The organism is Prosthecobacter sp. (genome assembly GCF_046154365.1).
Lineage (GTDB): Bacteria > Verrucomicrobiota > Verrucomicrobiia > Verrucomicrobiales > Verrucomicrobiaceae > Prosthecobacter.
The window spans coordinates 33095-54267 of the sequence record NZ_JBJXFV010000026.1; the positions used below are offsets into that span (position 1 = coordinate 33095).

At 60.4% G+C, this 21173-nt stretch carries 19 protein-coding genes; 15 read left to right on the top strand and 4 right to left on the bottom strand.

Annotation, left to right across the window (positions count from 1 at the left end):
- Window positions 1–15 precede the first annotated feature (15 nt).
- A complete protein-coding gene (locus ACKVY0_RS03415; protein WP_409213389.1) occupies window positions 16–396 on the bottom strand; it encodes an ApaG domain in 381 nt (126 codons plus the stop codon).
- A gap of 179 nt (window positions 397–575) precedes the next feature.
- On the opposite strand from ACKVY0_RS03415, the gene thiD reads away from it, so the two are divergent.
- From thiD to ACKVY0_RS03435, 4 genes are all read left to right on the top strand, one after another.
- Window positions 576–1388, top strand: coding sequence for a bifunctional hydroxymethylpyrimidine kinase/phosphomethylpyrimidine kinase (gene thiD, locus ACKVY0_RS03420; RefSeq protein ID WP_409213390.1), 813 nt, complete (start codon window positions 576–578; stop codon window positions 1386–1388).
- On the top strand, window positions 1385–2482 hold the full coding sequence (locus tag ACKVY0_RS03425) for a S41 family peptidase (protein WP_409213391.1): 1098 nt from the start codon (window positions 1385–1387) through the stop codon (window positions 2480–2482). Before thiD ends, ACKVY0_RS03425 begins: the two co-directional genes overlap by 4 nt.
- Window positions 2479–2688 (top strand): hypothetical protein, encoded by a 210-nt coding sequence (locus ACKVY0_RS03430; protein WP_409213392.1) that lies wholly within the window; start codon window positions 2479–2481, stop codon window positions 2686–2688. The genes ACKVY0_RS03425 and ACKVY0_RS03430 overlap by 4 nt, the downstream gene beginning before the upstream one ends.
- Window positions 2689–2817: 129 nt before the next feature.
- A complete protein-coding gene (locus tag ACKVY0_RS03435; protein ID WP_409213393.1) occupies window positions 2818–4146 on the top strand; it encodes an ammonium transporter in 1329 nt (442 codons plus the stop codon).
- 48 nt (window positions 4147–4194) lie between these two features.
- Here the strand turns inward: ACKVY0_RS03435 and ACKVY0_RS03440 are convergent, their stop codons facing one another.
- Window positions 4195–5286, bottom strand: coding sequence for a dienelactone hydrolase family protein (locus ACKVY0_RS03440; protein ID WP_409213394.1), 1092 nt, complete (start codon window positions 5284–5286; stop codon window positions 4195–4197).
- A 141-nt stretch (window positions 5287–5427) separates the two neighbouring features.
- Between ACKVY0_RS03440 and ACKVY0_RS03445 the strand changes: the two genes are divergently transcribed.
- Entirely contained in the window at window positions 5428–5925 is a 498-nt protein-coding gene (locus ACKVY0_RS03445) for a hypothetical protein (protein ID WP_409213395.1), read from the top strand.
- Between the two features lie 80 nt (window positions 5926–6005).
- Here ACKVY0_RS03445 and ACKVY0_RS03450 read toward each other — a convergent pair whose 3' ends face one another.
- On the bottom strand, window positions 6006–7715 hold the full coding sequence (locus ACKVY0_RS03450) for an esterase/lipase family protein (protein WP_409213396.1): 1710 nt from the start codon (window positions 7713–7715) through the stop codon (window positions 6006–6008).
- A gap of 107 nt (window positions 7716–7822) precedes the next feature.
- Window positions 7823–8479 (bottom strand): DUF1080 domain-containing protein, encoded by a 657-nt coding sequence (locus ACKVY0_RS03455; protein WP_409213397.1) that lies wholly within the window; start codon window positions 8477–8479, stop codon window positions 7823–7825.
- Between the two features lie 66 nt (window positions 8480–8545).
- On the opposite strand from ACKVY0_RS03455, the gene ACKVY0_RS03460 reads away from it, so the two are divergent.
- The 10 genes from ACKVY0_RS03460 (at window position 8546) to ACKVY0_RS03505 (ending at window position 21050) form a co-directional block, all read left to right on the top strand.
- Window positions 8546–9058: a gluconokinase gene (locus tag ACKVY0_RS03460; RefSeq protein ID WP_409213398.1), complete on the top strand. Its 513-nt coding sequence runs from the start codon at window positions 8546–8548 to the stop codon at window positions 9056–9058.
- Entirely contained in the window at window positions 9055–11877 is a 2823-nt protein-coding gene (locus tag ACKVY0_RS03465; protein WP_409213399.1) for a PD-(D/E)XK nuclease family protein, read from the top strand. The genes ACKVY0_RS03460 and ACKVY0_RS03465 overlap by 4 nt, the downstream gene beginning before the upstream one ends.
- Window positions 11878–11904: 27 nt before the next feature.
- Window positions 11905–12642 (top strand): 4-hydroxy-tetrahydrodipicolinate reductase, encoded by a 738-nt coding sequence (dapB, locus tag ACKVY0_RS03470; RefSeq protein WP_409213400.1) that lies wholly within the window; start codon window positions 11905–11907, stop codon window positions 12640–12642.
- A gap of 10 nt (window positions 12643–12652) precedes the next feature.
- On the top strand, window positions 12653–13138 hold the full coding sequence (gene folK, locus ACKVY0_RS03475) for a 2-amino-4-hydroxy-6-hydroxymethyldihydropteridine diphosphokinase (protein WP_409213401.1): 486 nt from the start codon (window positions 12653–12655) through the stop codon (window positions 13136–13138).
- 13 nt (window positions 13139–13151) lie between these two features.
- The gene (locus ACKVY0_RS03480) at window positions 13152–13619 is read left to right on the top strand and encodes a helix-turn-helix domain-containing protein (RefSeq protein WP_409213402.1); all 468 of its coding nucleotides are present in this window, start codon (window positions 13152–13154) and stop codon (window positions 13617–13619) included.
- A gap of 625 nt (window positions 13620–14244) precedes the next feature.
- Complete coding sequence (locus ACKVY0_RS03485) at window positions 14245–16434, top strand: hypothetical protein (protein ID WP_409213403.1); 2190 nt, start codon at window positions 14245–14247, stop codon at window positions 16432–16434.
- A gap of 747 nt (window positions 16435–17181) precedes the next feature.
- Window positions 17182–17730 carry a sigma-70 family RNA polymerase sigma factor gene (locus tag ACKVY0_RS03490; protein WP_409213404.1) on the top strand — a complete coding sequence of 183 codons (549 nt, stop codon included), beginning with the start codon at window positions 17182–17184 and terminating at the stop codon, window positions 17728–17730.
- Window positions 17731–17734: 4 nt separating this feature from the next.
- A complete protein-coding gene (locus tag ACKVY0_RS03495; protein WP_409213405.1) occupies window positions 17735–18190 on the top strand; it encodes a hypothetical protein in 456 nt (151 codons plus the stop codon).
- Window positions 18187–18597, top strand: coding sequence for a hypothetical protein (locus ACKVY0_RS03500; RefSeq protein WP_409213406.1), 411 nt, complete (start codon window positions 18187–18189; stop codon window positions 18595–18597). Before ACKVY0_RS03495 ends, ACKVY0_RS03500 begins: the two co-directional genes overlap by 4 nt.
- Window positions 18594–21050, top strand: a complete 2457-nt coding sequence (locus tag ACKVY0_RS03505) for a redoxin domain-containing protein (RefSeq protein WP_409213407.1) — start codon at window positions 18594–18596, stop codon at window positions 21048–21050. The genes ACKVY0_RS03500 and ACKVY0_RS03505 overlap by 4 nt, the downstream gene beginning before the upstream one ends.
- Window positions 21051–21173 lie beyond the last annotated feature (123 nt).

The following is a 21173-nucleotide window of genomic DNA, read 5'->3' on the forward strand; positions in this document are numbered from 1 at the left end:
ATCAACTATCCGCCATCAACCAATCAGCGGCGGCTGCATCTCAAACGGCGGAATGCGTGTGCAGACGCGTCGGCCATCGGGCGTGGTGCCGAAGAACGAACCTGTCGCGGTGCTCTCCGACTTGATGACATGATAAGAGTTGTAGCTGAACGCCTCCCCCGGCGAGAGATTCGGGAACTGGCCGACCACACCGTCGCCTTCGACCACCATCGTGTCGCCATCGGTGTCACGCACGATCCACTTGCGACCAAAAATGCGCACGATGTCGGTGGAGTCGTTGTGGATCGAAAGATGATACACAAACGGGTGCGGCCGGTCCGGAGGAGCAGGCCGCGTGGGATCGTAGGCGATGCTGTCCACCGTGACCGTGAGTCCTGGCAGGGTGTCGAAATTCATGAGCGCAGTTTAGTTCATGCATGGTTTGTCACAAGCTAGGGTTTGGAAAATCCCGTAGCCATGCTCGCCAGAGCATGGACGCCCGGCGTCTTCGCGCAGCGCCGCTCCATCTTCTGGCGAAGGTGGCTACAGGCAGTTTGCAAAACGTTGCCCGGCTCGTACCATCGCCAAACCCCACCATGACCAGCCCTCCCGTCGTTCTCACCATCGCAGGCTCCGATTCCTCCTGCGGAGCGGGCGTGCAGGCTGATTTGAAGGCCATCTCGGCCCTCGGCGGCTACGCTTTGAATGCGCTGACGAGCGTGGTCTCGGAAACGCCCGGCATCGTCTCGCAGGTGCGGTTGCTGGACGCCGAATTCATCGTGGATCAGATGCGCGTGCTGTTTGGCGGCTTCCCGATTGCCGCCGCGAAGACCGGCATGCTCGGCGGCAGCGCTCAGGTGCATGCTGTGGCTAAAACATGGCAAAAACTCGCGCATGGCCGCATCCCGCTCGTGGTCGATCCGGTCATGGTCGCCACCAGCGGCGGCAAATTGCTCGAAGACGAAGCCGTGCGCACACTCACCACCGAACTGCTGCCGCTCGCCACACTCATCACGCCGAACATGGATGAAGCCCGCGTGTTGTGGGAACGCGAGGTTGTGAGTCTCGACGACATGGCCGCCTGCGCGCGTGATCTCAGCGCCCGCTTTGGCACCGCTGTACTCGTCAAAGGCGGCCATCTGCGCGGCGATGCCGCCGACGTGCTCTGCCATCAGGGTGAACTCTCCTGGCACACTGCACCGCGCACAGCGGGCGTTCATACGCATGGCACGGGCTGCACCTTCTCCGCCGCCATCGCCACCGGCCTCGCGCATGGTCTTGCGCTGAACCAAGCCGTGGCGCAGGCCAAACAGTTCGTCAGCCGGGCCATCGCGCAGCATTTCGTGTGGCAAAGTGCTGGCGCAGGCCGCGTTCATGCTCTCAATCATCTGCAACAGACCGGCGCATGAGACGACTCGCATTCATCCTGACCTTCACCACCGCCGTGTGCGCCGCCCGTGCCACGGAGCCGAAGGACATCAGCCAGACGGGCATCCAGACGGCGTTTCGCCTGCTGCAAAAGGAGTACATCCGCAGCAGCGACCTCACCTTCGATGTTTTGAACCGCGCCGCCCTCGCCGGCCTGCTCGAACGCCTCGACTTTGGTGCCGAACTCGTGCCACGCATCAGTGAGGCCAAATCTGGCGCACTCACCGGCGTGCAGGGCGAGCTGATCACGCCGCAGATCGCGTATCTGCGCCCGCGTGACTTTACTGCACGCGAAACGGCGGAGATGGAGAAGCACCTGCGGGCGTTTGTGGCGGCCAAGGCCGCGCATCTCATCCTCGACCTGCGCTCCCCTGCCCCGCCCGGTGATTTTGATGACGCAGCGGACATGTTGAGCCTGTTTGTGCCGAAGAACGAAGCGCTCTTCAAAATGAAGCAGATGAACCAGACCGCCGCCGAGACTGAAACGAATGCGCGTGAACCGGTGTGGTCGCCATCGCTGCTCGTCCTCGTCGATGACGAGACGAACAACCTCGGCGAAACCATCGCCGCCGTGCTGCGGCAGCGGAAACAGGCGCTCTTAATCGGCGCAGCGACACGCGGCGGTGCCGTGCGTTATGAAACCGTGCCCGTCGATGCCGAATGGTCGCTGCGTTTCGCCCGCGCCGAGGTGCTGCTGGCCGATGACAGCTCCGTCTTCAAGAAAGGCCTGCAACCCGACTTCCCCGTCACCCTCCTCACCACCACCAAACGCCAGGCCTTTGAAGCCACGGATGACAAAGGCGTCAAAAGCACCATCACCGACCAGCCCCGCGCCCGTTTCAACGAAGCGGCGCTCGTCGCCAGTCAGAATCCCGAACTCGACTCCTACATCCGCCGTTCTGCCGGTAAATCGCTGCCCGAGGACGAACCCAAGCCCGCCGACACCGTGCTGCAACGTGCCGTCGATCTCATCACCACGCGTACTTTATTCCAGTCCGCCAAGATCGACTGGAACCGCAAAGCACCCGCCAGCAGCGAACCCACCGCACGCCGTGCCATCCCCGTGACGAAGTGATCGAGATCCCCGACCAAGTCGAAACCGTCGCCACCATTCGCCAAGTGATCGACGCCCGCAATTGCCACGCCCTCCTGCCCAACGGCAAAGAAATCTGGGGCTTCATCGGCAAAGGCATTCCTGATTTTCCGCTGCACGAAGGAGCCAAAGTCCGCGTGCGCATGCGCGTGTCGGACTTCTCGTATGGGGAGCTGTTGGGAACGTGAAACAGGCTGGCAGTTTGTTTCTCGAGCCTTGACCGCCTGCACGCGAGCAACACCCCATCTTGCCAGTTGCCGGCGGAACAGCGCCGCCTAGCATCGGCGGCTCCCAACCTACCAGCCGCCCAACCAACCATGACCCATCCCCTGCTGAAACGCATCGGGAGCGGGGCCTCGCGGAGCTATTCCGTGATGGCCGCGCTCGTTCTCGCCACCACCTCCGCCCATGCCGCCGACGGCAGCACCATCAACAGCGGGGACACCGCCTGGCTGCTCGTCTCGACGGCGCTGGTGCTGTTTATGATGATCCCCGGACTGGCGCTGTTCTACGCCGGCCTAGTGCGGGCGAAGAACATCCTCTCCATCCTGATGCAGTGCTTTGCGCTGACCGCCGTGCTGAGCCTGGTCTGGCTGGCGGTGGGCTACTCGCTGGCCTTTTCCGACGGCTGCCCGGTGATCGGCCGCTTCGGCAAGATGTTCCTCAGCGGCGTGACGACGACCTCGGTGCGCGCCGACTGCCCGACGATCCCGGAGCTGCTGCACTTCGCCTACCAGATGATGTTCTTCCTCATCACGCCGGGCCTGTTCATCGGCGCGTTCGCGGAGCGCATGAAGTTCAAGGCCATCCTGGTCTTCAGCATCGTCTGGAGCCTCGTCGTCTATGTGCCCTGCTGCTACGGCGTGTGGCACAAAGCGGGCGCGTTCTTTGGCCTGACGGGCGTGATCGATCTCGCGGGCGGCATTGTCGTCCACATCACCGCTGGTGTGGCGGCGCTGGTGGCCTGCGTGATGGTGGGGCCGCGCAAAGGCTTCCCCGGTGCCCAATTGATGCCGCACAACCTGCCGCTGACCATCACGGGCGCGGGCATGCTGTGGGTGGGCTGGTTTGGCTTCAACGCGGGCAGCCAGCTCGCCGCCAATGGAGCGGCAGCCATGACGCTCGTCGTGACGCATCTCTCCGCCTGCGCAGCGTCGGTGGTGTGGATGCTCATCGAGTGGATTCGTAACGGCAAGCCAAGCGCCCTCGGCATCGCTACTGGCTCCATCGCCGGTCTGGCCGCCATCACGCCCGCTTCGGGCAAAGTGGGGCCGATTGGGGCAATTTGCATCGGCAGCGTCTCGGCCCTGCTGTGCTGGCTGGCCTGCTCCAAGCTGAAGAAGAAGTTCCGCTACGATGATTCGCTCGATGTCTTCGGCGTGCATGGCGTGGGCGGCTTCGTCGGCACCATCCTCGTCGCGGTCTTCGGCACGACGGCCTTCGCCGGTGGCCTGGGCGATTTCAGCATCGGCTCACAGCTTGTGACACAGAGTCTGGCCTCGGTGTACACGATCCTGCTGTCCGGCATCGCCAGCTTCGCGATCCTGAAGGTGATCGACCTCACCATCGGCCTGCGCGTCACGCCTGAGGAGGAAAACCAGGGCCTCGACCTCGCCGAGCACGGCGAGGCGGCGTACAATCAGTGATTCAATCTCCACTTCCAGGCGGAGGTAGCCCGCGCGGCTGCCTCCGCCTTATTTTTGCTCACGCTGCAGCCAGTACTCGAAGAAACGGTAGATCTGCTCGTTGGATTCCTCATTGGGATCGTGCTTCTCACGATTTGTCATCGCCACGCGGCCGGTGACGCCGAGAAGCTGATTCACGGCGATGGTGTGATTCAGCGCAGCCCAGCGCTTCGGCGGGTCTTCGGCACCGCCGGAGACGAGGAAGGGCCGCGGAGCCATGAGGGCGTGGAGTTCTTGAAGATCGTGGCCTTGTTCGATGAGCACCTTGTAGGCACCAGTGCGTGGGCAGTCGGCGCTGACGAGGCCGGGTTTGCGTGTGAGCGCGGGATCGAGGCCGAGATACCAGGGTTCCTGGTAGTTGATGCTGCCGCGTGCCTCATCAAAGACGATGCCGGGATCGCTCCACACGGCGCAGGCATATTTTTCGAACAGGCAGGAGCCAAACAGCGACCACTTGCCGCCATACGAGTGACCGACGATGCCGATGCGTTTCGAATCCACGTCTGACAACGAGGCGAGCGCCTGCCACATGTTCGCGCTGATGTAACCGAGGTAGGACAGCGGCTGACACTTTGCACCGGCACTCAACACGGGCAGGCGTGCATCACCACCGGGTGATCCAATCGACAGCGTGACAAAACCACGCCGTGCGAGCTGCCAAGCGAAGTCACGCAGCAGTTTCTCGCTCAAACCAGCACTCGTTTCGGGATCGTAGTAAGGCACGAACACAGCGGGATGCGGCGCACGGCCTGATGGCAGCAGCAGATAACCATCGCCGGTCTGACCGGGGGCGATCTCTACACGCACTTTTTGCTGACTGATGCCTTCACCGCGAGATTTTGACTCCAGCACTTCGATTTTCGGCTTTTCGATCACCGCAGGCCAAGCGCCCATGATGGCATGCCAGTCAGCGAGGATTTCCGCACGACGGCGCTGCCAGTCGGCGGCGTTCTTCACCTTGCTGCCATCATTGAACGTGAGTGGTGACTTTCCCGGCGAGAACTGACCGGCGAACTCGGCGGGAACTTGCGTGGAGATCCAGGAATCAGCGGCGTAAATAGGCAAAACAACACAGAGGAGGAGGTAGGGGAGGTGATTCATGTGGGTATTCCAATAAGAACGCACCTTCACGTCAGATTCATCTGACTCTCACAAGTTTCAGGACTCAAATAAACAAGACGACACTGACCATTTACGTTCATATGGAGCAGGTAAGGCTAATGCAACGCTCTGACCAGCATTATGACTATTGGAAAAACATTCTCTCTTCTGATTTGGGCGGCGATCATTATTTCGTTACTTCCCTTTTTTACACCCAATGGCCCTTTTCAAACGAGCTTGCGCATGGAGGAAGCCCTTTTGGAATCTAGGAAAGCCGCATCTCCAACGGGACATTTGTGTGCCCTTTGCAACCGAGATGCCGTTCATTCATGCATGTATTCATTAAATAAGACAGCCCCAGCAAGCCAAGGAATACAAATCTGGTTCTGCGGTGATTGTAAACCTCCTGCAACGGCTCCAAAAAGCTTTGGCACCTTAACTAACGATGACTCAAAATGGTGGTTCCACAATCTACTCGCAGTTTTTCTGTTTTGGATTCTATGGAATGCAGCACGGACAATTCAGAATGAGTATTGGGGACAGCAAAAACACACCACCTCAGTTTTGTTAATGAATATTGCTTGGGGCTTCTTTGCCGTCGCAACAGCGCTATTATACTGTCTGGGTATTTGGAAATAATGCCAGGCAGATTCGGTTTGGTGTTTTGAAAAAGATGCCAGAATTCGAGAAAATCCTGGGCGGCATGCAGTCATGGTTACTTACCGCAGTGGGCTTCCCTTCCCCCTCAGATGCTCGCGCAACACCCGCACGATCTCCTGCACGACCTCGGGACGCTCCACGGCGCCATGCCAGCAGGGCACGATCTTCTCAGAAGCCGCGCTGTTGAGGTGCGAACTCGAGTAGGGCACCACGCCATCGGAGTTGCCGAACCATCTGCTACTGCCAAGCTGACCGATGATGGAATGATGCGGCACTGGAATCGGCACGGCGTTCAAGCCTTGATAGAAGGGATGCTTTTCTGACAGCATGCCGAGGCTGAGGAAAGCGTAAAAGCCCCAGTCGCGGATCTGCGGTGAGAGCGCGTCTGTATTGCCGGTGATCAACTGCCGCGTCATGAGCAGCGTATCGAACGGCAGACGAATGAGCGAGGCCAGACGACGCACAATGCCTTTGCTGGCGAGATTGCTGCCGCGATGCGGCGTGGAGACGAAAATGAGGCGCTTCACCTCCGGCTGTGGTTTGAACTTCAGCGTGCTGACAAGACGCTCACGCACCGCGTCGGAGACATTCAGTGCCTGCGGCGGTTTGCTGAACATGGCGTCCCACAGCTTATCGCCGGGATCGATCGTCTGCATGCGGCTGAGTAGTCCGCCCATGCTGTGACCGACGAGCACCATGCGGTTCATGCCGGGATCGTCGTGATCAGGATCGAAGTGATCACGCGCCTGCTGCAACGAACTGCGCAAACGTGTGGCCGTCTGCGTCACGTCGATGGCGGTGGGATACAGGAAATACCAGGGCTGATACGCGGCCCGCAGCTCAGGATCGGCGTTGATGGCATTGACGGCGTTCAACCAGATGTGGGGATTGGACAGCAGGCCATGCACAAACACGACCGGAATGCGCTGCGGATCATACACGTCCATGCAGTAGAGCTGGCTGGTGCCTTGGATGCATTCGGGGTAGAACATGCCGAGGAGGGTGAACGGGAGGAGTGTGGCCCGGGAGAGAGCGAGCTGCTTGGACGCGGTGAAGTTTGCGGCCAACTGGCGCTCATCATGACGCACCTGCACGGTGGCAACGTTCAACGTGTTGTGAAGATGCAGCCGACAGCGCCGTGGAGCGCCGCCGGAACGCTCGTCCAACTCCATCACGGCGGTGAGCGTGAGATTGCCGCCGTTCGGCGGCAGAAACGGCTGCTCCTTTTTAACCGCACTGGTGCGGCGGATGTGACCGACAAGCGGCACGCCAATGCCAGGACGCCCGGCTTGCGTATTGCCTATTTGCAGCTTCAACCGCGTCGGCAGAATGAGCTGGTCGATCTGTGCCGGCGGCACTTCGCGCTGCTGGTTCGCCACCGGATCGAAATCAATTTGGAAACTCTGCTGCTTCGAGGCAAACACGGTGCCGGTCTGCCAGTAGCGCGGACTTTGATGATGGTCCCACTCACGCAGGAACGCCGTGAGTGCGTGCTCATAACGATCCTCCGCCTGCCGCCGTTCGGCGATCCTGCCCCGCTGCATGCCATCCCAGCCGGCGGCCATGTCATCCAGCAGCCCGGCCATGTGCCGCTTCTCGCGTTCGGTCAGGACGGTCTCCTCGCGTGAAACCTGCGTGCGCAGCACCGAACTGCACGACATCAAGGCACCGCAGGCCACGACAGCCAGCAGGCGAAGCCACGATTCGAGTACGCTGAACGCGGCAGCGTCTTGGAGTGCGCCGGCCCTCCGGCGCTTTTGAGCGTCCACAGGCCTGCGCAAAGCTCCAGAGGGCTGGAGCACTCCAGGACGCTGCCGCGAAGAATGCAACGCTGGGCATAGCGTGAACCGCAGTGACCCGGCATGTGATCGCATGCTCACTTCTTCTCCGTGATGGGAGTGAGCTTGATGTTACGGATCGCAGCGGTGGTGTTGAAAGTCGTCAGCGAGAGCGGCAGGTAGCTTTCCATGGGGCCGGGGCGCACGGCGATCTTTTTGCCCTCGATGTCTTCATCAATGATCTGCTTGTCCCCCAGCCAGACGCTGAGGTTTTTCGGCGTCACGCGCAGTTTGAAGGCATACCACTCGTCATCCTTGTAACGCTGATAGCTGGAGGTGTTGTTGTCGGAGGCGTCGAAGCCGTCGATGGATGAAATACCCGTCACGCTGCCACCCCAGCCGCCGCAAATGAGCGTGGCGCAGTGTTTGAGATCACCGACGGGGAACGTGAGGCCGACGAAGAAATCGACGCCCTGCAGCCGCTTCGCTTCCAGCGTGATCTCGTAGTTGGTCATTGGCAAGGCGGCAGCCTTCTTGTAAATGGCACCGCTCACGTTCTCCCCCTGATTGATGATCATCAGCCCGCCCTCCAACTCCACCACCCCACTGCCGCCGACATCGACGCTCTCCCAGTCGTCGAGCGACTTGCCGTTGAACAGCACGATCTCCTTCGGCGCCTCTGCGGCCGGTTTAACTTCATCAGCGGCAAAAGCGACTCCAAACAGCAGGACTGCGGGCAAGATCAGGCGTTTCATAGTGGTGCCGTGCATCCTCCATGAACGATTGGAACACGTCAAGCCTCACCACCCCTCTCCCGCATCATGCTGAACTCTGATTTAAAAACCATCATCGTCATGGGCGTCTCCGGTTCCGGCAAGTCGCTCATCGGCAATCTGCTCGCGGCGAAACTCGACGGCGTCTTCGAGGATGGCGACGATTTCCACCCGCTTTCCAACAAAGCCAAGATGTCCACCGGCACCCCGCTCACCGACGATGACCGCTGGCCCTGGTATGCCACGCTGCGCCAGCGCATCGAGGACATGCGCCACCTCACGCCGATCTACGTTCTCGCCTGTTCCGCCCTCAAACCCATCTACCGCGACAAACTTCGCGCTCACGATGCCGATCCAACGCTGCGCTTCGTGCTGCTCGACGGCACCCACGAACTCATCGCCTCACGCCTAGCCGCACGCAAAGGCCACTTCATGCCACCGAGCCTGCTAACGAGCCAGCTCGCGACTTTGGACCCGACGCCGGATGTGATCCGCGTCTCCATTGATCAATCGCCCGAGCAGATCGTCGCCGACATCCTGATCAAACTCGAAAGCGCATGAGCAACACCATCCAACGCCTCTTCTGGAACTGGGACGCTCCGGTCCTTGAACGAGCTGTGGACTTTCTGTGCCAGGGTTGGGATCAAACCCGCGCCCTCGACCTCAGCGACACGCTCATTCTCGTTCCCAACGGCGAAGCGGGCCGTCGTTTGCGCGAAGCGCTGGCGCAAACGACCAACACCAGCGGCACCGCTGCCATCGTGCCGCATCTTTGGCTGCCCGAACAAGCCCTGCTGCCGCAAAGCCGCCGTTTTGAAGCCGCCACACCGCTGCAATCACAGATGGCTTGGCAGCGTGCGCTCGAACGCGTCGCGCTCGATTCACTCCAGGCTTTGTTTCCCACGCTGCCTGCCGAACGCGGTTGGTCCTGGCAGGCCGAAACGGCGCGCATGCTCGCCGAATTGAAAATGCTGCTCGGCACCGGCGGCCTCACCTTCGCCGACACCGCCACCCTGCCCGCGATTCAACGCGATGCCGCACGCTGGCACGATCTGGCGAAAATCGAGCGCGCGTATTTCGATGAACTCGCGCAAGCCAAGATCGCCGATGCTCAGGCGCTCAAACGCCGCCATGCCCGCGCACCGGTGCTGCCCGAAGGCGTGCAGCGGATCGTCGTGCTCGCCTCACCCGATTTGCCGCCGCTGCTCGACCATTGGATCATGGGTTGTGCCGAACACGACTTGCAGGTCACCATCGCCGTTCATGCGCCGCAGTCGATGGCGCACACCTTTGACCATTGCGGGCGTCCCCTGCCCTCGTCTTGGGGTGAAGACGCGGATGTCAGCCTGCCCATCGAAAACCCGCAAATCCACGTCACCCGCGATCCTTCGTCGCAAGCAGCCAAAGCGCTCGATCTCATGCGCGCACTCGTGCCACAGGGTAAAACCGCCCTCGGTGTGTGCGATGCTGAAGTCGGGAGTCTCATATTGGAAAAACTCACGCTCGAAGACACGCGCAGCTTTGAACCCGGCGGCATTCCGGTTCAACGCGAAGGCTTGTGGCATGTCCTCGATTGTTTCCGCGTTCTGCTCGGCTCCGGCTCATGGCGTGCCTTCGCCGCACTGCTGCGCATCGAAGAATTTCGTAACGCCATCGCTCCCAAGAATGAAAGCACCGCCGCCTTGCTGCGGGAGGCCGATGACTTCGCCAGCAATCACCTTCCCGTCACGCTCGCGCATGCCCAGGAACTGCCGCTCGTTGATTTTCCCGTCCTGCATGCCGTCATCAAGACCACGCTCGACCTGTTGAACCAACTGCGTCGCCTGCCGCCTGCCAAAGCGGCCCGCACGCTCATCTTGAAGCTGCTCGGCGAACGCACCTTCCTTCCCGAAGCCCCCGGACATCGCGAACGCACCGAACTCGCCGCCGAATGGCTGCGCATCACCGAAGAACTCGAAAGCGAGGCCAAACGCTTCGGTTTGCAGCCCAAAGCCGAGGACGCCTTCACGCTCTCGCTCGAATGCCTGTCGCAAAGCCGACTCGCCGAGCCGCGTGGCGACATCGACCTCGTGCTGCAAGGCTGGCTCGAACTGCTCTGGGAAAAGTCGCCCAATCTCATCGTCACGGGTTTGAATGAAGAAAACGTGCCCGGCATTTTCATCAGCCATCCGTTTCTGCCCGACGGTTTGCGTGAGGCTTTAAACCTCCCGTGCCAAAACACCCGCTTCGCGCGTGATGCCTTCATCCTCGCCGCGCTTTCGCATCAACGCCGCAACGACAGCCTGCAGCTTCTCTGCGGCCAGTGGAGCGAAGATGGCGACGCCCTGCGTCCTTCACGGCTCTTATTTCTCTGCGACGACAAGACATTGCCGCAACGTGTCGCACATCTGTTCCCCAAAGAAGAAGACCAGCAGTCCGAGGCTGAGCCACCACGCACACTCGCCTGGACCTTGAAGCCCGACTGGCTCACCAAGCCGCTCGAAACCATCTCGCCGTCACGCCTGCGCGACTACTTGAGCTGCCCGTTCCGCTACTATCTCACGCATGCCAAACGCATGAGTGCCGTCGAAACTCAAAAGCGTGAACTGGATGCCGCCGAGTTCGGCCAGATCATCCACCACGCGTTTCATCGCCTGTTTCAGGACTCCGACATGCGCGACAGCACGCATCCGGCAAAGATCGCCGACTTCCTCGAAGCCGCAGCACGCGACTATGTTCACGCGCAGTTCGGCCAGCGCCCGGCTCCGCTGATCACGCTGCAATTGGACAGCATTCTTCAGCGCCTGCGTCATGCAGCGACGATTGAGGCCACCAATCGCCAGCAAGGCTGGCAAAGCATCGAAGCTGAGCTGCAAATCGGCACAAAGGATGATTCCACGCCATTCCTCATCGCCGAAGCTCGTTTGTCGGGCCGCATCGACCGCGTTGAGCGCCACGCCGACGGCAGTCTGCGCATTGTCGATTTCAAAAGCTCCGACAAAGCGAATGAACCGCACAAAACTCACTTCAAGGCCATCACAGCGCGCACCAAGCTCACCGAAGCCGATGAATGGAAGTGTTTCGACCTGCCAGAAGGCAAGCGTGCCCTGTGGCTGGACCTGCAACTGCCGCTGTACGCCGCCGCCATGCGCCAGCGCGGCCAAAACGTGAGCCGCGTCGCCTACTTCGCGCTGCCCAAGAGCATCCAGGACACCGCCATTCTCGAATGGAACGGCTTTGATGAAGCGCTGATCGAGTCCGCCCTCAATTGCGCCGCCGAAGCCGTGAAACGCATCCGCAACGGCCAGTTCTGGCCCCCGGCAGCGCGTTCGCCGAACAAAACCTTCGATGAAATGCTGCTGCTCGATCCGCTGCACAGCGTCCAGCCCCAGCTTGCATAATCCCCGCTCCCGTTTTATCGCCAGCGCATGTCCGAACTCAAACTTCTTATCACCGGCAGCAAAGGCCGCATGGGCCAGGCCATCCTGCGTGCCGCCGAAACGCAAGGCGTCGCCGTGGGTGCCAGCATCGACCTGGGCGACACGCTGCCTGATGCCCTCGCCAAGTGCGACACCGTCATCGACTTCACCTCGCACCATTTTTGCGATGAACTGCTCGGCGAATGCCTCAAGCAGCAGAAAAGCATGATCATCGGCACCACCGGCCACACCAACGACCAACTCGCCGCCATCCGCGCAGCATCGAAAACACTGCCCATCGTCTTCGCCTCCAACTACAGCGTCGGTGTGAACACCTTGTTCTGGCTCACCCGCAAGGCCACCGAGTTGCTCGGCCCCGATTTCGACCTCGAAGTCATCGAAATGCATCACCGCATGAAGAAAGACTCCCCCAGCGGCACCGCCCGCACACTCGTCGAAATCCTCGCCGACGTGCGCGGCCTCGAATACGACCAGGACTGCCGCCACGGCCGCTTCGGCGACGTAGGAGCCCGCACGCCGAAGGAAATCGGCGTTCACGCCATTCGCGGCGGCGATGTCGTGGGTGATCACACCGTCATCTTCGCCAACGTCGGCGAACGCGTCGAACTCACTCACAAAGCCAGCTCCCGCGACACCTTCGCCAACGGTTCCGTCCGTGCCGCCCGCTGGCTCGTCGGCAAACCCGCAGGTCTCTATGACATGCAGGACGTGCTCGGTTTGAAATAACCGCATCGCCATGCGTTTCGGCATCGCTCTCGGTTCGAATCTCGGTGATCGCGCCGCGAATATGCAACGCGGCATTGAGTTGCTGCTCGCCAGCGTTCCTGGCATCAAACTCGCCGCCAGCTCCCCGATCTACGAAACCGATCCCGTCGATTGCGCCCCCGGCACGCAGGCGTTCTTGAACAACGTCATCGAAGTCGAAGCCGCCTGCACTCCCAGTGAGCTTCACGCGCATCTCAAGGCCGTCGAACTCGCCTTAGGACGCCCGGCGCAACGTGAACGCAACTCACCGCGCACGCTTGATCTCGATCTGCTCTATGCGGATGAAGTCATCAGCACCAACCCCGATCTGATCCTACCGCATCCACGCATGCATCTGCGCAACTTTGTCATGCGACCGTTGGCAGACATCCGGCCTGAATTGATCCTCCCAGGCTTTTTACAGCCTGTTTCAGCCTTTCTCAAAAAGGATACGAGCGCGCGACTTTACGCGAAGTAAGTATCACCCTATTTTGCCATTTTGCTACTTCACCCTCAAGGCCTCCAGAATGGCCGTCAGGTTGCGAAAGCTTGTGCAGAAGGGGTTCAAAATCAGGCCGGTAACCTTGGGGCAGCATTTGCGGTCTCGAAGGCTGGTCTTGAATTTGACCCAAGCGCAGACCGCTGAACGATTGAACACTTTGCGCGAACATTATGAACGCTGGGAACGTGACGAGGTAGCTCCGACAGCCTCCTTTTGGCCCCGCCTCATCGGTTTCCTTGGCTCGTATCCAGGTGCGGTTCAGACCCCGGCTGACCAAGTCTTGATGGCCCGGAGGATCATGGGGTTGAGCCAGTTTGCTTTTGGCCGGAGGATTCAGGTCATCGCTAAAGATGTCCGCGAATGGGAGCACGGCGTGGCGGAACCTTCCCCGGCCATGCTCGCAAAAGTGCAGCAACTGGTGGCTGACACTCCGGTTGTCGGACTGGCAGCCGTGTGATAGTCATCGACCCGCGAAGGATTCAGGCCCCTCTCTCATCACGGACAAAGCCTCTCTGATTGCACTCATCACGGGTGCAGTCACTGGGCTTTCGGTGGCGCTCTGGAGAAGTTTCATCGTGACCATACCAGAGTTCATAGCCGGCACTCAGCTTCAACTCGTTTTGATATTGGCGCTGTCGGTGATCTCGGCGCTGGTGACCGTGATTCTTGCCCGAAAGTAGTTCACGTCGCGATTTCACGCACCGGGCGAGGCGGGCCGTCTCGGCATTCAGGCGGGTGTCTTCTGCGCGCTCTGGGCTGGAGCCGTCCTTACCTCGTTGGCAACGTGGGACGCCAGCGGGGCGAGCTGCGCCGCGCTGGATCGAGCGCTACGGTCGCGCATGTGGCTTGTCTTTGCAGTCAGCCTCGCATCCCTGCTTCCGAGCGTGCTGTGTGGCTTTGTCGGAGGATTGATCGGCGGTCAGGTGGCGCTCAAGAATTGGGCGACGGCTTCAGCTGATGAGGTGCCAGCTACCTTTCCCTGGCTGCGATGGGTCAAAGTGGGCGTCACCGGACTGGCGGCCCTCCTTTTGGCGTCTCCCATCTCATTCCTTGGTCGAGCACCGGTGATTGACCCGCCTCCTGTGGTCGCAGCACCTTCCATCGCTCCACCTCCACCTGCCCCTCCGCCGTTTCGTTATGATCCGCCCAAAGACATCAAGTCCGCCAAGATCGGCGAAATCCAACCGGACTTCACCAAAGTCATCCCTCAAGTTCAGAGGGATTGCCCCGTTGCCCTCTCGCCGGACGACGTGATGCTCGCCTTTGGAGATGCGGCTGGATCGCAGCCTGCGATAGGCATTTTCGACCTTCATCGATTCACCAAAACTGCTTCCATTCCGGTTCCTTCATTTCCACATGGGAATCTAGCCTGGGCTCCAGACCAAAAATCCATCGCCTGCACCATTGGCGAAGGAAAGTCGCGCCGTGTGTGGATTGTGCGCATTGGCGAAAGCAAGGCCATCGAGTTACCGCGTCCGCCTGGAAGAGACATGCCGGGAGGTGATCTCCACTGGTGGCAGGATGGAGAACTCGCCTTTTTCCCTGATGATGAAGCCCCTCTGGTTTTCGATCTCGACAAGCTCGTGCTGCAGCCATTAGAAGAGTCGGCGGGATACAAGAAGCTCGACGACATCAGCAAAAGGCTTTGGAAGGAAGGCCCGAGGGAGCCTTGGCCGGGACAGACACATTGGAAGCTCGGAGTGCGCACCCTGATCACATCGGCGGTTCCGCCGTCGCGCCGCGAACCGGACGGCCCCTGGCAGTTGTCCGGCCAGAGCGTCTGTGCCTTCACTCACCCCAGCCTGCCCCTCGCCTTTGGTCTCAAGTCTTTCGGCGTGGATGAAGGTGACAAAATTCTTTGCTCAAATGATGGATCGAAGCTGATGCGCCTCATGAATGGAAAGATCGACGTGACTTTCATGAAGCTAACAACCTGCCCTGACCTCGTGTTTGAGGTGGAGATGCCTTTGCCAGTCGATGAGATTGAAAACACGGGGTGGAGCACTCAAGTCAAAGAAAAGCAGCTCTGTCTGATGATCTACGCCCCCCTGAAAAATCCGCTCAATGATCGAGTCGTGGGGCCGGACTACGATCATTTGCGTGCGCTCGTCCGCTTGCTGGAATGGAAAGGACGCCGGGGTGTTTTCGTCGTTCAGACCCACGATGGCAACGTCCAGCCAAGTGATGTGGCCTCAAGCCTTCACTATTGGGAACCGGGCAAGATGTCCGAGTGGAAACCTGACAGCACGCGTCAATGGTGGGCCACGATCAAACCGGCAAGCTCACCGCTCCCGGACAAACTTCCCGAACTTCATACTCCGCAACTTTTGGACTTAACCCAAGGCACTTCGGTGATGGTTGTGACCAAGGCCATCGAGAAGCCTCACGCGCCCCCTCCTCAGAAAGTGACAGAGGTCGCACCGCCACCTCAGCCTCCCGCGCCGCCTCCTCCCCCAGCCATCTCGGCAAGTGATGTGAAGGCGTTTGTCTCTGAGCATCATGCCAAAGCCTCAAAAGGCGATCTTCAAGGCATGATCGCAGACTATGAAACGGTGGTGGACTTCCTCGACAAGGGCTTGCTGACGAGAGATGCGATAGGTGCCGACGAGCAAGCGCATCGAGCCAAGTGGCCGGTCGGCAGCGAAAAGATCGTTGGTGAGATCCGAATCGTCCAAGCAGGCGGACTTTGGCAGGCGGAATACACGATCGAGTTCTACAACGAGAACGGAGCTGGTGAATGGCACAAGGGGCATGCAGACCTGACGCTGCGGCTGAAAGAGGCTGAAAAAACGCTCTCCATCATGTCGCAACGGGCCAAGGTCTATGATGTGACGAACAGCAAGCAGCCACCGAAGGCTCCGGCTGCGGGTGCCGTGCAGCAACCACAGGCCGTGCCAATCAGCGTTCCCAAGCCTTGCTTCGTTGCAGTCACTCGTGCCAAGGACCTCGGACAAATCGAGTTCACCGATCAGATCAGTTTCGCAGGAGCCGTCACCTGGCATCGGACGTATCGTGAACTCTCACCAGATGGGAAAGTCCTTAATGTTTGCCGTGCCATCTATGAAGGCAATGGAGGCGTGCTTCCCAACCGGCAGGGTGCTCGCATCTATGTCGGCTCCCAAGGCTGGCATAGAACCATGGGCACCCCGGCATTTGTTCGTCTGTGTGAGCGAAGCGCGGCTGCATTGGTTGGCACTGAGTTCATCTTCCAGTTCACCCAAAATGGAATGATCGAGTCGAACACGGGCACCACATTCAAACTCGTCAAGTAGGCGGGGCAAGCCTTCCCCCCACGGCTACTGAGCGCCGCTACCCCTTCGAGCGGGGAGGTTTCCCCGCAACGCCCCTCACTTTCGACCTTCCCCAGTTCGCTCGATCTTCAATCCGGCTCACTCCGCCTCTCTCCGAGGTGCATCAGTGAACGCTGCCAGCCCACCACAGGCTCCGCCTCTCACCCCGCACTGGCAGCGTTCACCCATGCACGTTAATCCTCCCCCACCGCCAACGGCCCGTCTGGCATCGGCTCCTGCGTCGTCCGAATGGCAGACCAGCCGTTGCCCCGGCCAGCCTTGGCCGCGTCACCGATGCCGGAGGCTGGGCCAGTTCCTCCCCGCCTTTCCACGAGGACTTGCCCAGCCTCCGTCACCGGCCACGCGGGGGCACGGGTTCGGAGGAAAACCTGTGCTCCAACCGTTTGATAATGGAGGTGCCTCATAAATGGCGAGAACCTCGTCGTGATGGCTTTGAGGCCCGTAGCGTCTGGAGCCTGTTCAACGCGTTCACCGAGTCCCTGAAAGACGGAAACCTCGCCGAACTGCCCAAACGCACCGAAGCCCTGCGCGGCCTTCGGGACACTCACATTTGCTTGTCCGCGTGAAAACGAGCTCTTCTGCCCTGAAGGGAGCTTTTCCTTTCGTTGGGAGTTATAGTCCTTCAATCATGCACCCTTGGTGGCGACCGACCACATCTCCGAAAAAAACTTTGTCCACCTTTCGCGGGTTCATGGAACATCCCTTTGAATGTCCCGTGAATCCGAAATCATCCAGCGTGCGGCTGCCGAGTTTATCCATGACCGGCATCGGCTCGGCGCGTTTGTGAGCGGGCTGTTGCGGGATGCGCATGCGGCGGAGGATGTGATTCAGGAGGTGTGGGTGCGGTTGGCGGTGGAGGTGGAAAAGGGCACCGCCATCGAGAATCAGCCTGCGTGGTGTCGCGGTGTGGCCCGGAATCTGATTTTGAAGCACTGGCGCACGCAGCAGACAGCGAAGGTCGTGGCCGATAGCGAGGTGATGGAGGCGTTTCTGGCGCAGGTGGAGACGGCATTCTCGGAAGCGGACCAAGACGCGGATGACGAATGGCAGCGACGGCAGCAGGCGCTGGATGATTGCGTGGCCGCGCTGCCGGAGAAGTCACGCCACATGCTTTCGCTGCGCTACGAAGGACGAAAATCAGTCGAGGAGGTCGCTCGGACCACCGGCCAGTCCTTCGATGCGGTGACGAAGTCGCTCTACCGCCTGCGGCAGGCCCTCACCGACTGCGTGGAGCGCAAACTTTCCCAAACGATCTGATCTCATGAATCCTGAACTCCAAAACTTGCTACACCGCTGGCGCGAAGACTCGCTCACCACCGAGGAAATGCGTGCTTTGACTGCTGCACTCGCCCAACCGGAGGCGCGGGGGGCCTTGCGGCGTGATTGGTTTCTCGATGCGGCTTTGCCGCAGTCTCTCGCGGCATCATCGGTGATCGTGCGCACGCCGCAGCCATCGTTCGTGGCGCAGATGCGTGCGTGGGCCGCGAGTTGGTTCACCCTCTTCGCTCCGGGTGAAGCTCGCGGAGAGGAGCCGTCGATCTTCGCGCTTCGGCTCTGGGCTCGGGCTTCCTTTGCCGCGCTCGCAGTCGGTTTGATCACCGCCTCGTGGCTCGTGTGGCCGCAGCGGGAGGAGTTCGCCGCCGATGTCGATGCGGAGTCAGAACCTGCCTTCCTCGCCCAACTCATGATTGAAACCCATCTCCCTGACGCACCATGAAAACGAAACTCCTCACCCAAATCATCGTCAGCCTCATCGTGCTCTTCGGCCTCGGCGGCCTCTGCGGCTACGCCATGTCCGCCCGCGTGAACTCAGGTCGTCCCGCATGGACGCGCAGCGAGGAATGGACCCGACGCTGGATCGAGCATCGCATGGCGCAGGACTTTGCACGAATCGATGCCACGCCCGAGCAGCAAGCCGCTCTCCGCCAAAGCTACGACCGTCTGCTTTCCGACTTCAACGCCATCCAGCAGGAGTCCGCGCAAAAGGTGACGGATGCCTTCAAGCGCCACGGCCTCGACATGTGGAAGCAGCTCACACCCGAGCAGCGCGAAATCATCCGCCAGACCAATCAAGAACGCGTCAGCCGCCGCGCTGCGAACTCCAACACTCCAGCCAAGCAATGAAAACGTCCCTCACTCTCCTCCTCGCCTTTGCGGGCTTCTCTATCGCCTCTGCTCAATCGCCCAGCGGCGGCGTCTTTCAGCGCTTTGACAAGAACACCGATGGCAAAGTCACTTCGGAGGAACTGCCAAACGCGCAGGCCTTTGAGCGATTCGACGTGAACAAGGATGGCGCGATCACTTTGGAGGAATACACGCAAGTTGCGGGCGGCATGAAGCCAACGACAATTCCCACCACGCCAGCCAAGCCTGGTGAAACACCTTCTGGCACTAAACCAGCCACCACGGCGCCCGCTGACGCGGTTTTCTCCGGCTACGACAAGAACAGCGACAGCAAAGTGACCACCGATGAGCTGGCTAGCCCGCAGGCTTTTGCCCGTTTCGATCTCGACAAGGACGGAGCGATCTCGCTGGAGGAATACAACAAGGTCTCCGGCAAAACTGCGCCGACCACGACTCCGGGCACCACTCCGCCGCCTTCACCCGCTGTCAGTCAGATCGACGCGATGGTGAAGCAGTTCGACGTGAATGCGGACGGCAAAATCACGCGCGAGGAATCCGCCGGGGCGCAGTGGTTCAATCGTGTGGACTCGAATGCCGATGGCGTGATCGACGCGGAAGAGCTGGCGATGGTAAAGAAGATCGTGGCACGCGGCGGCGCGGGCGGTGGTCGCGGGATGCCTGCGGCGGCACCAGCGATCTCGCCGGAGGACATGAAGAAAGTCACCAGCGGCCCGGAAATCCTCAAAGCGGGCGATGTCGGCATCGGGCGCATGATTGTGGATGCGCCGTTCACGGATCTCGCGGGCAAGGCGCATCGCTTGAGCGAGTTGAAGACCAGCAAAGGCATCGTCATCATCATGACCAGCGCCACCTGCCCGGTGAGCAAGCGCTACATCCCCAGCGTGGCGAAGCTGGAAAAGGAACTCGCGGGCAAAGGCCTCGCGCTGCTGCTGGTGAATCCGTTTGCTAGCGAGACAGCGGATGAAATCAAAGCGCAGCTCGCCGAGCACGGCCTCACCTCGCCTTACATCCATGACAAAGAAAAGACCCTCACCGCCGCGCTTCAGGCTCGCACCACCACGGAAGTCTTCCTGCTCGATGCCGCCCGCACACTTATATATCGCGGTGCCTTCGATGATCAGTATGGCATCAACTACAACCTCGACGCGCCAAAGCATCGCTACCTGCATGATGCCATCGCCGCGTTCGTGAAGAACGAGTCGTCGCACATCGCCGCGACTGCCGCGCCGGGTTGCGAACTCGATCTCGGCGACGCTGCCAAATCCGCCTCCGCATCCCCCGTGACCTATCATCGCGATGTCGCCCGCATCCTTCAGCAGAACTGCGTCACCTGCCATCGCGACGGCGGCATCGCGCCCTTCGCGCTCGACGACATTGAGGAAGTCAAAGACCGCGCCAAGGTCATCAAGCGCGTCATTTCCGAAGGCACCATGCCGCCGTGGTTCGCTGCGTTGGACAAAGACGCCACGACGAATCCCTGGGCCAATGATTGCTCCCTCTCCGCCAAGGACAAAACCGATCTGCTCGCGTGGATCGAGTCCAGCGACCGACCGCTTGGCAACGTGGCCGAGGCACCCGCGAAACGCACTTACCCCGCCGAATGGAGCATCGGCACGCCCGACTTCATCATCCCGCTGAGCCGTGCCTACGACATCAAGGCCGACGGTTTCATGCCTTACGCCTTCGATGTCGTCGAAACCGACATCGCCGAGGACAAATGGGTCGCCGCGTATGAAATCCTGCCGAGTGCTCGAGACGTGGTGCATCACGTCATCGTCCAGGTGCATGAAAAAGGCAGCGATGCCCGCGACCGCGAGGAAGGCGCAGGCGGTTATTGGGCCATCTATGTACCCGGCAACGGCGCTTGTGTGTATCCCGAAGGTTTCGCCCGCAAAATCCCCGCCGGAGCACGCGTCAGCTTCCAGATTCACTACACGCCAAGCGGCAAGGCCAAAAAGGAACGCCTGCGCATGGGTCTCGTCTTTGCCAAGACCGCGCCGCAGTATGAAGTGAAGACGCTCGCCCTCTCGAACCCTAAAATCTCCATCCCGCCCGGAGCCTCGCACCACGTCGAGACATCGACCCGCCGCGTGCCCTTCGACATCCCCATCACCGGCTACATGGCGCACATGCACATTCGTGGGAAGGCCTTCAAATACGAAGTCACCTACGCCGACGGCAAAACCGAAACCCTGCTCGACATCCCGCGCTACGACTTCAACTGGCAGCTCCGCTACGACTACAAACAGCCCAAGCTCATCCCACGCGGCAGCACCCTCACCATCACCGCTGTCTATGACAACAGCGCCGAAAACAAAGCCAACTCCGACTCGACGAAGCTCGTCAAATGGGGCAGCCAAACCGTCGATGAAATGATGCTCGGCTACTTCGAATACTTCGTGCCGCTCAGCGCAAAGGTGGCGATGAAATGAACGAATCAAGCTGCCTCTCTCATGCCCACCGCGCCGGACAACCACGACGCCACGACAACGCCGAGCGCATCCGCGAGCGGCTGCCGAGGCGCTAGCAGGAACTCCGGGAAGCGATGGGTTTGA